This window comes from Acidovorax sp. GW460-11-11-14-LB4, from assembly GCF_059423685.1.
Map to the genome: position 1 here is coordinate 1 of NZ_JBWKYJ010000017.1, position 13,138 is coordinate 13,138.

General features: G+C 60.3%; 10 protein-coding genes and 1 tRNA gene. All 11 read left to right on the plus strand.

Translation table 11 applies throughout. The annotated features are described in order from the left end of the window. A partial coding sequence (locus AC07X4_RS08930) for an EF-Tu C-terminal domain-related protein (RefSeq protein WP_198556962.1) occupies positions 1-76 on the plus strand: 76 nt, incomplete at its 5' end. Between the two features lie 15 nt (positions 77-91). Further along, positions 92-167: transfer RNA gene (locus tag AC07X4_RS08935), tRNA-Trp, on the plus strand. A gap of 91 nt (positions 168-258) precedes the next feature. Then, positions 259-645, plus strand: a complete 387-nt coding sequence (gene secE, locus AC07X4_RS08940; protein WP_056641821.1) for a preprotein translocase subunit SecE — start codon at positions 259-261, stop codon at positions 643-645. Continuing rightward, a complete protein-coding gene (gene nusG, locus AC07X4_RS08945) occupies positions 642-1,238 on the plus strand; it encodes a transcription termination/antitermination protein NusG (protein WP_015012231.1) in 597 nt (198 codons plus the stop codon). Before secE ends, nusG begins: the two co-directional genes overlap by 4 nt. 160 nt (positions 1,239-1,398) lie before the next feature. Continuing rightward, positions 1,399-1,830, plus strand: coding sequence for a 50S ribosomal protein L11 (rplK, locus tag AC07X4_RS08950; RefSeq protein ID WP_008907082.1), 432 nt, complete (start codon positions 1,399-1,401; stop codon positions 1,828-1,830). Next, on the plus strand, positions 1,831-2,526 hold the full coding sequence (rplA, locus tag AC07X4_RS08955) for a 50S ribosomal protein L1 (RefSeq protein ID WP_056059944.1): 696 nt from the start codon (positions 1,831-1,833) through the stop codon (positions 2,524-2,526). Between the two features lie 241 nt (positions 2,527-2,767). Then, a complete protein-coding gene (gene rplJ, locus AC07X4_RS08960) occupies positions 2,768-3,292 on the plus strand; it encodes a 50S ribosomal protein L10 (RefSeq protein WP_034695835.1) in 525 nt (174 codons plus the stop codon). A gap of 40 nt (positions 3,293-3,332) precedes the next feature. Then, entirely contained in the window at positions 3,333-3,710 is a 378-nt protein-coding gene (gene rplL, locus AC07X4_RS08965) for a 50S ribosomal protein L7/L12 (protein ID WP_008907085.1), read from the plus strand. 266 nt (positions 3,711-3,976) lie between these two features. Beyond that, positions 3,977-8,089 (plus strand): DNA-directed RNA polymerase subunit beta, encoded by a 4,113-nt coding sequence (gene rpoB, locus AC07X4_RS08970; RefSeq protein ID WP_494739878.1) that lies wholly within the window; start codon positions 3,977-3,979, stop codon positions 8,087-8,089. 21 nt (positions 8,090-8,110) lie between these two features. After that, positions 8,111-12,346 (plus strand): DNA-directed RNA polymerase subunit beta', encoded by a 4,236-nt coding sequence (gene rpoC, locus AC07X4_RS08975; RefSeq protein ID WP_056745839.1) that lies wholly within the window; start codon positions 8,111-8,113, stop codon positions 12,344-12,346. Positions 12,347-12,525: 179 nt separating this feature from the next. Beyond that, a complete protein-coding gene (locus AC07X4_RS08980) occupies positions 12,526-13,134 on the plus strand; it encodes a LemA family protein (RefSeq protein ID WP_494739879.1) in 609 nt (202 codons plus the stop codon). The last annotated feature ends 4 nt before the right edge of the window (positions 13,135-13,138 follow it).

Sequence of the window (13,138 nt, forward strand, 5' to 3'; positions counted from 1 at the left end):
AGAAGGTCTGCGCTTCGCTATCCGCGAAGGCGGCCGTACCGTGGGCGCTGGCGTCGTGGCCAAGATCATTGCTTAATCAAGCAAGATATACAGGGGTATAGCTCAATTGGCAGAGCGTCGGTCTCCAAAACCGAAGGTTGTAGGTTCGATTCCTACTGCCCCTGCCACTTGAATGTGGCCCCCAACAAGCCCGCCAGACCCTGGCGGGCTTCGGTGTCTTAAGTGATGCCGTGACTAGGAAGCAGGAAATACTCAAAGATGGCCACTTCACAGGTTGAAACTGTCAATACAGGCGCAGACAAGGCCAAGCTCGCAGCGGTAGTGGCGTTGGTCATTGCCTCCGTTGCGGGCTTTTATTTGTTGAGCAAGCAAGGCGCTGTCGTGCAGTGGGCGGCATTGATCGTCGGGCTGGTTGCGGCTGCGGCGGTGTTTTTGGTGTCGGAATCTGGGCGTCAATTCGTCGCGTTTGCCAAAGACGCATGGCGCGAAGTGAAAAAGGTAGTCTGGCCCACGCGCAAGGAAACCTTGCAGATGACGGCCTATGTGTTTGCCTTTGTGGTCATCATGGCGCTTTTTCTGTGGTTCACGGACAAGACGCTGGAGTGGGTCTTGTACGACTTGATTTTGGGTTGGAGAAAGTCATGACGACCGCTGCGGAAATCACGGGAGCACAAGCTCCTGCAGGCGCTTCTGCCTCGGCCAATCCAGACCTGCGCTGGTACATCGTCCATGCCTATTCAGGCATGGAAAAAGCGGTCGAACGCAACATTCAGGAGCGCATCGGCCGTTCTGGCATGCAAGACAAATTTGGTCGGATCTTGGTGCCGACCGAAGAAGTCGTGGAAATGAAGAACGGCCAACGCAAGACGACGGAGCGTCGCTTGTTCCCTGGCTATGTGTTCGTTGAGATGGTGATGGATGACGATACCTGGCACTTGGTGAAGCACACCAACAAGGTCACAGGTTTTGTGGGCGGCGCCAAGAACAGACCTGCCCCCATCTCGGAAGACGAAGTGCAAAAGATCGTCAGCCAGATGCAGGAAGGCACCGACAAACCACGGCACAAGATCGAGTTCATGGTGGGCGAGTTGGTGCGCGTTAAGGAAGGTCCTTTCACGGACTTCAATGGCTCTGTCGAGGAAGTCAATTACGAAAAGAGTCGCGTGCGCGTCTCTGTGATGATTTTCGGTCGCTCGACCCCTGTGGAGCTGGAGTTCGGACAGGTCGAAAAGACATAAATCTGTCGAGCACAAGCCTGCCTGCCTCGGCAGTCAGGGCAAAGATTTTGGACGCCGCACTTTTCGGCTCGGTGCGGACGTCGTCACAGTGAGTCGTTAACCCGGGGAGCTGGTGGTTGCATGGTGCAACACAAGCGTTATGACCCGTCAGGAGTAAAGCATGGCGAAAAAAATCGTCGGTTTTATCAAGCTGCAAGTTCCAGCTGGTAAGGCCAATCCATCCCCACCGATCGGCCCAGCACTGGGTCAACGTGGCCTCAACATCATGGAGTTCTGCAAGGCATTCAATGCGCAGACCCAAGGTGTGGAGCCAGGTCTGCCACTGCCCGTGGTCATCACGGCGTTCGCAGACAAGAGCTTTACCTTCATCATCAAGACGCCGCCTGCGACGACTCTGATCAAGAAGGCCATCAAGCTCGAAAAGGGTTCTTCCAATGCCCTGAAGACCAAGGTTGGCAAGATCACGCGCGAACAGCTCGAAGAGATCGCCAAGACCAAGATGAAGGACATGAACGCCGCTAACGTTGACGCTGCTGTCCGTACGCTGGCTGGTTCCGCACGCTCGATGGGCGTGACGGTGGAGGGTTTGTAAATGGCCAAGTTGACGAAAAAGCAAAAGGCCCTGCAGGGCAAGGTTGACAGCACCAAGCTGTACGCTTTTGCAGACGCAGTGGCGCTCGTGAAAGAAGCTGCAACGGCCAAGTTCGATGAATCCATCGACGTGGCAGTGCAACTGGGCATCGATGCCAAGAAGTCGGACCAAGTGGTGCGTGGCGCCGTGGTGCTGCCCAATGGCACTGGCAAGACGACCCGTGTCGCTGTGTTTGCACAAGGCGCCAAGGCGGAAGAAGCCAAGGCTGCGGGCGCTGACATCGTTGGCATGGACGACCTAGCTGCCATGGTCAAGGCTGGTGACATGCCTTTCGACGTGGTGATTGCTGCCCCCGACGCTATGCGCGTTGTGGGTACGCTGGGCCAGATTCTGGGCCCTCGTGGTCTGATGCCTAACCCCAAGGTTGGCACCGTGACTCCTGACGTTGCCACGGCTGTGAAGAACGCCAAGGCTGGTCAGGTGCAGTTCCGCGTGGACAAGGCCGGTATCGTGCACAGCACCATTGGCCGCCGTTCGTTCGACAACGAAAAGCTGCAAGGCAACCTGGCTGCGCTGATCGATGCACTGAACAAGGCCAAGCCAGCTTCGAGCAAGGGTCTGTACCTGCGCAAGGTCGCTGTGTCCTCCACGATGGGCGTTGGCGTCCGCGTGGATACGCAATCCATCGCAGCGTAATTGCGATTGAAATCTTCGGGCCTTTTTCAAAGGGCCTGATGTGGTGGGCTGTGGGTGGTGCAATACCTGCCTGCAGGCCATCCAAGACCGTTGGTGTGTGGCTCGCCGCACTTAATCCCCTTGCGGGGCCAACGCAGATGGCGATCCCGCTGCAGATGGAATTCGTTCCGAAACAGTTGGTCGCTGCAACAAGAGCGCGCAGGAGGGTGCAAGCCTGAGTGCGCAATTTAAGGAGTAGACCTTGAGTCTTAATCGCAGTGAGAAAGAAGCGGTCATCAGTGAAGTGACCAGCCTCGCCGCTAAAGCTCAAACGCTTGTGATCGCGGAATACCGTGGCATCACGGTCGCCGACATGACCAAACTGCGCGTTGATGCTCGCAGCAAGGGTGTGAGCCTGAGTGTTCTGAAGAACACCCTGGCCCGCCGTGCTGTGGCAGGCAGCCAGTTTGACGTGGTGGCAGACCAGATGACCGGTCCCCTGATCTATGGCTTCTCCGAAGACGCCGTGGCTGCCGCGAAAGTGGTGGCTGACTTTGCGAAGACCAACGACAAGTTGGTGATTCGCGGTGGCGCTTTCGGTGGTAAAGCCCTGGACGTCAACGGCGTGAAGCAACTGGCCAACATTCCTTCCAAGGAAGTTCTGCTGGCTCAGATTTGTGGCTTGCTTATGTCCCCCATGTCGCGTACAGCCGTTGTGCTGGGCGCACTGGCGGCGAAAAAAGGCGAAGGCGCAGCCGCACCGGCCGCCGAACCTGCAGCAGCTTGATAGCTGGGCAGTCAACCAACACAATTGTTAGGAAATCAAAATGGCATTCGATAAAGACGCATTTTTGACCGCGCTGGACAGCATGACGGTTCTGGAACTCAATGACCTGGTGAAGGCCATTGAAGAGAAGTTTGGCGTGAGCGCTGCAGCTATGGCTGCTCCTGCTGCCGCTGGTGGTGGCGCTGGCGCCGCTGCTGCTGAAGAAAAGACGGAATTCAACGTGGTGCTGACCGAAGCCGGCGCCAACAAGGTGTCCGTCATCAAGGCAGTGCGCGAAATCACTGGCCTGGGCCTCAAGGAAGCCAAGGACCTGGTGGACGGCGCTCCCAAGAACGTCAAGGAAGGCATTGCCAAGGCCGACGCCGAAGCAGCCGTCAAGAAGCTGGTGGAAGCCGGCGCCAAGGCCGAACTCAAGTAATTCGGTCTTGCTCAAGGGCTGGAGTGCTCCTCAAAGGGCCTCCAGCCTTTGGTGCTTTCAGAGAGCACCCGTAAGCCCCGTCTGCAACGAGGCTTTCGAGTGTCTTCTGACAACCCCGACAGCAGAAGACGCCTTGGTTCGGGTGATGTGCAACGCATCACCGTCCGCCATGGTTGGTAGTGGCCAACCGCCAAGCCCGTAAGGACCACGCTCCTTGCGGGTCAGTCGTCGAAGACCCAGGACTCATGTCTTTGCCCGGAGATCTCATGGCCTATTCCTACACCGAACGCAAGCGAATTCGCAAAAGTTTCGGCACTCGCGATAGCGTGCTCGAAGTTCCTTATCTGCTGCAGATGCAGAAGGACGCATACACCGCTTTCCTGCAGGCAGATACAGCACCCCAGAAAAGAACCATCGAAGGCCTTCAGGCTGCATTCGACGCTGCCTTCCCCATCGTCTCCCACAACGGTTTTGTGGAGATGAAGTTCATTGAGTACAACCTGGCAAAGCCTGCCTTCGATGTGCGTGAGTGCCAGACCCGTGGTCTGACGTTCGCCTCGGCAGTGCGCGCCAAGGTGCAACTGATCATCTATGACCGCGAGTCCTCGACGTCGCAGTCCAAGGTGGTCAAGGAAGTGAAGGAGCAAGAGGTCTACATGGGTGAAGTGCCCCTGATGACCGACAAGGGCTCGTTCATCATCAACGGCACGGAGCGCGTGATCGTGTCGCAGCTGCACCGTTCGCCAGGCGTGTTCTTCGAGCATGACAAGGGCAAGACCCACAGCTCGGGCAAGCTGCTGTTCTCGGCTCGGATCATCCCGTACCGCGGCTCCTGGCTCGACTTCGAGTTCGACCCCAAGGACATCCTGTACTTCCGCGTGGACCGTCGCCGCAAGATGCCGGTCACGATTCTGCTCAAGGCCATCGGCCTGAACCCCGAGTCCATCCTGGCGAACTTCTTCGTCAACGACAACTTCCGTCTGATGGACAGCGGTGCGCAGATGGAGTTTGTCTCCGAGCGCCTGCGTGGCGAAGTGGCACGTTTCGACATCACCGACAAGTCGGGCAAGGTGGTTGTGGCCAAGGACAAGCGCGTCACGGCCCGTCACACCCGCGAACTGGAGCAGTCTGGCACCACGCACATCAGCGTGCCAGAAGACTTCCTGATTGGCCGTGTGGTCGCTCGCAACATTGTGGACGCCGACACGGGCGAAATCATCGCCAAGGCCAATGAAGAACTGACCGAAGCGCTGCTCAAGAAGCTGCGTACTGCCGGCGTGCAAGACCTGCAGGTCATCTACACAAACGAACTGGACCAAGGCGCCTACATCTCGCAGACCCTGCGCATCGATGAAACGGTGGACGAGTTCGCTGCCCGCGTGGCCATCTACCGCATGATGCGCCCCGGCGAGCCGCCGACAGAAGACGCCGTGCAGGCCCTGTTCCAGCGCCTGTTCTACAACCCCGACACGTACGACCTGTCGCGCGTGGGCCGCATGAAGTTCAACGCCAAGATTGGCCGCGACGAATCCACTGGCCCCATGGTGCTGTCCAACGAAGACATCCTGGCCGTGGTCAAGATCCTGGTGGACCTGCGCAACGGCAACGGCGAAGTCGATGACATCGATCACCTGGGCAACCGCCGCGTGCGTTGCGTGGGCGAACTGGCCGAAAACCAGTACCGCACGGGCCTGGCACGTATCGAAAAGGCCGTGAAGGAGCGTCTGGGCCAGGCCGAGCAAGAGCCGCTGATGCCCCACGACCTGATCAACAGCAAGCCGATCTCGGCCGCCCTGAAGGAATTCTTCGGTGCCTCGCAGCTGTCGCAGTTCATGGACCAGACCAACCCGCTGGCTGAAATCACGCACAAGCGCCGTGTATCTGCCCTCGGACCAGGCGGTCTGACCCGTGAACGTGCAGGCTTCGAAGTGCGTGACGTGCACGTGACCCACTACGGTCGCGTCTGCCCTATCGAAACGCCTGAAGGTCCCAACATTGGTCTGATCAACTCGCTGGCCCTGTACGCCCGCCTGAACGAGTACGGTTTCATTGAGACTCCGTACCGTCGTGTGGTGGACGGCAAGGTGACCAACGACATCGACTATCTGTCGGCGATCGAAGAAGGCAAATACGTGATTGCGCAGGCCAATGCGCAGCTCGACAAGGACGGTCGTCTGACGGGCGAACTGGTCTCAGCCCGTGAAAAGGGTGAGTCGATTCTGTGCGGCGCAGACCGCGTGCAGTACATGGACGTGTCGCCCGCGCAGATCGTGTCGGTGGCAGCCTCGCTGGTGCCATTCCTGGAGCACGATGACGCGAACCGCGCGTTGATGGGCGCCAACATGTCGCGCCAGGCCGTGCCTGTGCTGCGTCCTGAAAAGCCCCTGGTCGGTACGGGCATCGAACGTGTGGCCGCTGTGGACTCGGGCACCGTGGTGACCGCTACACGTGGTGGTATCGTGGATTACGTGGATGCCACCCGTATCGTGGTCCGCGTGAACGACGACGAAGCCGTGGCCGGTGAAGTGGGTGTGGACATCTACAACCTCATCAAGTACCAGCGTTCCAACCAGAACACCAACATCCACCAGCGTCCTATCGTCAAGAAGGGTGACAAGCTGGTCAAGGGTGACGTCGTGGCCGACGGTGCATCGACGGACTTTGGCGAAATCGCCATCGGCCAGAACATGCTGATCGCGTTCATGCCCTGGAACGGCTACAACTTCGAAGACTCGATCCTGATCTCCGAACGCGTGGTGTCCGAAGACCGCTACACCTCGATCCACATCGAAGAACTGGTGGTCATGGCTCGCGACACGAAGCTGGGTGCAGAAGAAATCACACGCGACATTCCGAACCTGTCGGAACAGCAACTGAACCGTCTGGACGAGTCCGGCATCATCTACGTGGGCGCCGAAGTGCAACCCGGCGACACGCTGGTCGGCAAGGTCACGCCCAAGGGCGAAACCACCCTCACGCCTGAAGAGAAGTTGCTGCGCGCCATCTTCGGCGAGAAGGCTTCCGACGTGAAGGACACGTCGCTGCGCGTGGACCAGGGGTCGTCGGGCACCGTGATCGACGTGCAGGTGTTCACCCGCGAAGGCATCCAGCGAGACAAGCGCGCCCAGCAGATCATCGACGATGAACTCAAGCGCTTCCGTCTGGACCTGAACGACCAGCTGCGCATCGTGGAGGCCGACGCCTTTGATCGTATCGAGAAGCTGCTGACCGGCCGCGTGGCCAACGGCGGCCCACAGAAGCTCGCCAAGGGCACGAAGATCGACAAGGCCTATCTGGCTTCCGTCGAGAAGTTCCACTGGTTCGACATCCGCCCTGGGGAAGACGAAGTCGCCACCCAGCTCGAATCCATCAAGAACGCGCTGGAGCAAACGCGCCACAGCTTCGACCTGGCCTTTGAAGAAAAGCGCAAGAAGCTCACGCAAGGCGACGAGCTGCCTGCTGGCGTGCTCAAGATGGTCAAGGTGTACCTGGCCGTCAAGCGCCGTCTGCAGCCTGGCGACAAAATGGCCGGCCGCCACGGTAACAAGGGTGTGGTGTCCAAGATCGTTCCGGTCGAAGACATGCCCTACATGGCCGACGGCACGCCTGCCGACATCGTTCTGAACCCGCTGGGCGTGCCCTCGCGGATGAACATTGGTCAGGTGCTGGAAGTCCACCTGGGCTGGGCCGGCAAGGGCATTGGTCAGCGCATCGGCAACATGCTCCAGGAGCAGGCCAAGGCGTCCGAGCTGCGCACCTTCCTCGAAGAGGTGTACAACTCGCGCGGCCGCAAGGAAGACCTGTCGCAACTGAGCGACGACGACCTGATGGCCATGGCGGAAAACCTGACGAGTGGTGTGCCTTACGCTACCCCCGTGTTCGATGGTGCCTCGGAAGAAGAAATCAAGGACATGCTCAAGATCGCCTACCCGGACGATATTGCTGAGCGCAAGGGCCTGACACCGACCCGCACACAGGCTTATCTGTTTGATGGCCGCACGGGCGAGCGCTTTGAGCGCCCGACCACCATCGGCTACATGCACTACCTGAAGCTGCACCACTTGGTGGACGACAAGATGCACGCCCGCTCGACCGGTCCTTACTCGCTCGTCACGCAGCAGCCGCTGGGTGGTAAGGCGCAGTTCGGTGGCCAGCGTTTCGGGGAAATGGAAGTGTGGGCGCTGGAAGCTTACGGCGCCGCCTACGTGCTGCAGGAAATGCTGACCGTGAAGTCCGACGACGTCGTGGGCCGTACCAAGGTGTACGAGTCCATCGTCAAGGGCGAACACGCCATCGAAGCCGGCATGCCGGAATCGTTCAACGTGCTGGTCAAGGAAATCCGTTCGCTGGGCCTGGACATCGAGCTGGAACGCTCCTAAGCAGAAAAGGAAAGAGTCACTATGAAATCGCTACTCGACCTGTTCAAGCAATTCACGCCGGACGAGCATTTCGATGCCATCCGCATCGGCATGGCTTCGCCCGAAAAGATCCGTTCGTGGTCTTTCGGCGAAGTGAAGAAGCCCGAAACCATCAACTACCGCACATTCAAGCCCGAGCGTGACGGTCTGTTCTGCGCCAAGATTTTTGGTCCTATCAAGGACTACGAATGCCTGTGCGGCAAGTACAAGCGCCTCAAGCACCGCGGTGTGATCTGCGAGAAGTGCGGCGTTGAAGTCACGCAGACCAAGGTGCGTCGCGAGCGCATGGGCCACATTGATCTGGCCGCACCTTGCGCTCACATCTGGTTCCTGAAGTCGCTGCCTTCGCGTCTGGGCCTGGTGCTCGACATGACGCTGCGCGACATCGAACGCGTGCTGTACTTTGAAGCCTACGTGGTGACCGACCCCGGCATGACCCCGCTGAAGAAGTTCAGCATCATGTCCGAAGACGACTACGACGCCAAGCGCAAGGAATACGGCGACGAGTTCATCGCCAAGATGGGCGCCGAAGGCATCAAGGACCTGCTGGAATCCATCGACATCGACCTGTCGATCGAACGCCTGCGCGGTGACCTGACCGGCTCCGAAGTCAAGGTCAAGAAGAACGCCAAGCGCCTGAAGGTGCTCGAAGCCTTCAAGAAGTCGGGCATCAAGCCCGAATGGATGGTGCTGGAAGTGCTGCCCGTGCTGCCACCGGACCTGCGTCCGCTGGTGCCGCTGGACGGTGGCCGCTTCGCGACCTCCGACCTGAACGATCTGTACCGCCGCGTCATCAACCGCAACTCGCGTCTGCGCCGCCTGCTGGAGCTGAAGGCCCCTGAAATCATCGCCCGCAACGAAAAGCGGATGCTGCAGGAAGCCGTCGACTCGCTGCTGGACAACGGCCGCCGTGGCAAGGCCATGACGGGCGCCAACAAGCGTGCGCTGAAGTCGCTGGCCGACATGATCAAGGGCAAGTCCGGCCGTTTCCGCCAGAACTTGCTGGGCAAGCGCGTGGACTACTCCGGTCGTTCCGTGATCACCGTGGGCCCAACGCTCAAGTTGCACCAGTGCGGTCTGCCCAAGCTGATGGCTCTGGAGCTGTTCAAGCCTTTCATCTTCTCGCGCCTCGAAGCCATGGGCATCGCGACGACGATCAAAGCCGCCAAGAAGGAAGTCGAATCTGGCACCCCCGTGGTGTGGGACATCCTGGAAGAGGTCATCAAGGAACACCCTGTGATGCTGAACCGTGCACCTACGCTGCACCGTTTGGGCATCCAGGCCTTTGAGCCCATCCTGATCGAAGGCAAGGCCATCCAGCTGCACCCCCTCGTTTGTGCGGCCTTCAACGCCGACTTCGACGGTGACCAGATGGCTGTGCACGTCCCGCTGTCGGTGGAAGCACAAATGGAAGCCCGCACGCTGATGCTGGCCTCCAACAACGTGCTGTTCCCCGCCTCAGGCGAACCCTCCATCGTGCCTTCGCAGGACGTGGTGCTGGGTCTGTACTACGCCACCCGTGACCGTATCAACGGCAAGGGCGAAGGCCTGGTGTTCGCTGACACCGGCGAAGTGCAGCGTGCCCTGGACGCTGGCCAGGTCGAACTGGCTGCCAAGATCACGGTGCGCATGACCGAGTGGACCAAGGACAAGGCCACGGGCGAATTTGTGCCCTCGACCTCGCTGGTGGAAACCACTGCAGGCCGCGCACTGCTGTCCGAGATCTTGCCCAAGGGCCTGCCGTTCAGCAACATGAACAAGGCGCTCAAGAAGAAGGAAATCTCCAAGCTCATCAACGTGAGCTTCCGCAAGTGCGGCCTGAAGGAAACCGTGGTGTTTGCAGACAAGCTGCTGCAAAACGGTTTCCGCCTGGCTACGCGCGCTGGTATCTCCATTGCCATCGACGACATGCTGGTGCCGCCACAAAAGGCCGGCATCATTGAGCGCTCCGAGAAGGAAGTCAAAGAGATCGAACAGCAGTACGTGTCCGGTCTGGTGACGTCTGGCGAGCGCTACAACAAGGTGGTGGATATCTGGGGCAAGGCCGGCGACGAAGTGTCCAAGGTGATGATGGCCCAGCTGTCCAAGCAAAAGGTCACCGACCGCCACGGCAAGGAAGTGGACCAGGAGTCTTTCAACTCCATCTATATGATGGCCGACTCCGGTGCTCGGGGCTCTGCTGCCCAGATCCGTCAGGTGGCTGGTATGCGGGGTCTGATGGCCAAGCCAGACGGCTCGATCATCGAGACGCCCATCACCGCGAACTTCCGCGAAGGTCTGAACGTGCTGGAGTACTTCATCTCCACCCACGGTGCCCGTAAGGGTTTGGCCGACACGGCGCTGAAGACGGCGAACTCCGGTTACCTCACCCGCCGTCTGGTGGACGTGACGCAAGACCTGGTTGTGACCGAAGAGGATTGCGGCACGGCCAATGGTTCGCTGATGCGCGCCATCGTCGAAGGCGGTGAAGTGATCGAATCGCTGCGCGAGCGTATCCTGGGCCGCACTGCGGCTGAGGACGTGCTGCACCCCGAGAACCGTGCGGTGCTGGTCGAAGCTGGTGTGATGCTGGACGAAGACCTGATCGAAGAGCTCGAAGCCGCTGGCGTGGACGAAGTGAAGGTGCGCACGGCCCTGACCTGCGAAACCCGCTACGGCCTGTGCGCCAAGTGCTACGGCCGCGACCTGGGCCGCGGTGGCCTGATCAACCTCGGCGAAGCCGTGGGTGTGATCGCTGCCCAGTCCATCGGCGAGCCCGGCACGCAGCTGACCATGCGTACGTTCCACATCGGCGGTGCCGCTTCGCGTGCAGCCATCGCGTCGAGCGTGGAAGCCAAGTCCAACGGCGTGATCGGCTTCAACGCCACGATGCGCTACGTGAGCAACACCAAGGGTGAGCTGGTGGTGATTGCACGTTCGGGTGAAATCATCATCCAGGACGAGCATGGCCGCGAGCGTGAGCGTCACAAGGTGCCTTACGGTGCGACGCTGACGGTGAAGGCCGACCAGCAGATCAAGGCCGGTACGATCCTGGCCAACTGGGATCCGCTGACGCGACCCATCATCACCGAGTTCGCCGGCCAGACCAAGTTCGAGAACGTCGAAGAAGGCCTGACGGTGGCCAAGCAGGTCGATGAAGTGACCGGTCTGTCCACACTGGTGGTGATCGATCCGAAGCGCCGTGGTGCCGCCAAGGTGGTGCGTCCGCAGGTGAAGCTGATCGACGCCCAGGGCAACGAAGTGAAGATCCCTGGTACCGACCACTCGGTGACCATCGGCTTCCAGGTCGGCGCTCTGATCCAGGTGCGCGATGGCCAGGACGTGGGCCCCGGCGAAGTGCTGGCGCGTATTCCGGTCGAAGGCCAGAAGACCCGCGACATTACCGGTGGTCTGCCCCGCGTGGCCGAGCTGTTCGAAGCCCGTACACCGAAGGACAAGGGCACCCTGGCCGAAATGACCGGTACCGTGTCGTTCGGTAAGGAAACCAAGGGCAAGGTTCGCCTGCAGATCACTGACCCTGAAGGTCGCGTGTTCGAAGAGCTCGTGCCCAAGGAAAAGAACATCCTGGTGCACGAAGGCCAGGTGGTGAACAAGGGCGAATCGATTGTGGACGGCCCGGCCGATCCACAAGACATTCTGCGTTTGCTGGGTATCGAAGAACTCTCGCGCTACATCGTCGATGAAGTGCAGGACGTGTACCGCTTGCAGGGCGTGAAGATCAACGACAAGCACATCGAGGTGATCGTTCGCCAGATGCTGCGCCGCGTCGTGGTCGAGAACGTCGGCGAGTCGAACTACATTGCCGGCGAGCAGGTCGAGCGCTCCGAGATCCTCAACACCAACGAGGCACTGCAGGCCGAGGGCAAGATCCCTGCGACCTACAGCAACCTGTTGCTGGGTATCACGAAGGCATCTCTGTCCACCGACTCGTTCATCTCGGCCGCTTCCTTCCAGGAAACGACCCGCGTGCTTACCGAGGCTGCCATCATGGGCAAGCGCGACGAGCTGCGTGGCCTGAAGGAAAACGTGATCGTGGGTCGCCTGATCCCTGCCGGTACGGGTCTGGCCTACCATCAGGCACGCAAGGCCAAGGACGCCATGGACGACGCCGAGCGCCGCGCCATCGCCGAAGCCGAAGCCGCCGAAATGGCAGCCCAGTCGGACGCCTCGGATGTGGACAGTGGCAGCGTCACTGCCACCGACGCAGCGGCAGACTGATAGAAAACAGCAAGGCCTCCCCCAGGCCCTGCTGCGGTCGCCACAGCGCCCCCGTCCTGTCCCAGGCAGGCCGGGGGCGTTTTTGATGGACGCGTGTCTTTTCACCGCCCGTCGTTTGTTTCAACTTTCTGTTTTTCGGGCCGCGACGGGTGCAGCAGCATCCGCTCCGGCAACTGTGCATGCTGTGGTCGTCGCCCCTCTTCTGGATTGCTTTTGCCGTCTTTCTGTTCTGGGCCCTGGGGGCCTACAACCGTCTGATGCGCCTGCGCTCGGCTGTCGTTCAGTCGTTCGGCAGTTTTGACGCACACATGGTGCGGCTGGTGGCCTTGCTCGGCGAGTTCGGCGCGGCGCAGACCGTACAGCGCGGCAGCTTGCTGGCCGATGCAGGTGCGCAAGAGTTGGCCGCGCTGCAGGGTGCCGTGACGCAATTGAGTGCCTCGCTGGCCGTGGCACGTGCCCGCCCGCTGCAGGGTGACGCGGTGGCTGCATTGACGGCCGCCCGCGAAGTGCTGCGAGCGACCTGGGCCACCGCCTTGCAGAAGTTGCTGGCCGACCCTGCACAGCCAGCAGCGTTGGTTCCGACCGCAGATGCCGGTACGGTGACCCCAGGGTCTGCGCCTGTGGTCCTGTCCGTGTGGCAGGTGCGCTGGGACGAACACGCCGTGCAGAACGAGCAAGCGATTCGCGTGTTCAATGAGGCCGTGGTGCAGTACAACAGCGCCATTGCCCAGTTTCCGGCCAGCCTGCTGGCCTGGGTGTTCGGGTTCAAGGCGGCACGTGCGCTGTAACCCG

Bases quoted from the DNA above. Each gene is read 5' to 3' on its own strand.
- rpoB (WP_494739878.1), top strand. From the start codon at position 3,977: ATGGCCTATTCCTACACCGAACGCAAGCGAATTCGCAAAAGTTTCGGC.
- rplL (WP_008907085.1), top strand. From the start codon at position 3,333: ATGGCATTCGATAAAGACGCATTTTTGACCGCGCTGGACAGCATGACG.
- rpoC (WP_056745839.1), top strand. From the start codon at position 8,111: ATGAAATCGCTACTCGACCTGTTCAAGCAATTCACGCCGGACGAGCAT.
- rplA (WP_056059944.1), top strand. From the start codon at position 1,831: ATGGCCAAGTTGACGAAAAAGCAAAAGGCCCTGCAGGGCAAGGTTGAC.
- rplK (WP_008907082.1), top strand. From the start codon at position 1,399: ATGGCGAAAAAAATCGTCGGTTTTATCAAGCTGCAAGTTCCAGCTGGT.
- nusG (WP_015012231.1), top strand. From the start codon at position 642: ATGACGACCGCTGCGGAAATCACGGGAGCACAAGCTCCTGCAGGCGCT.
- secE (WP_056641821.1), top strand. From the start codon at position 259: ATGGCCACTTCACAGGTTGAAACTGTCAATACAGGCGCAGACAAGGCC.
- AC07X4_RS08980 (WP_494739879.1), top strand. From the start codon at position 12,526: ATGCTGTGGTCGTCGCCCCTCTTCTGGATTGCTTTTGCCGTCTTTCTG.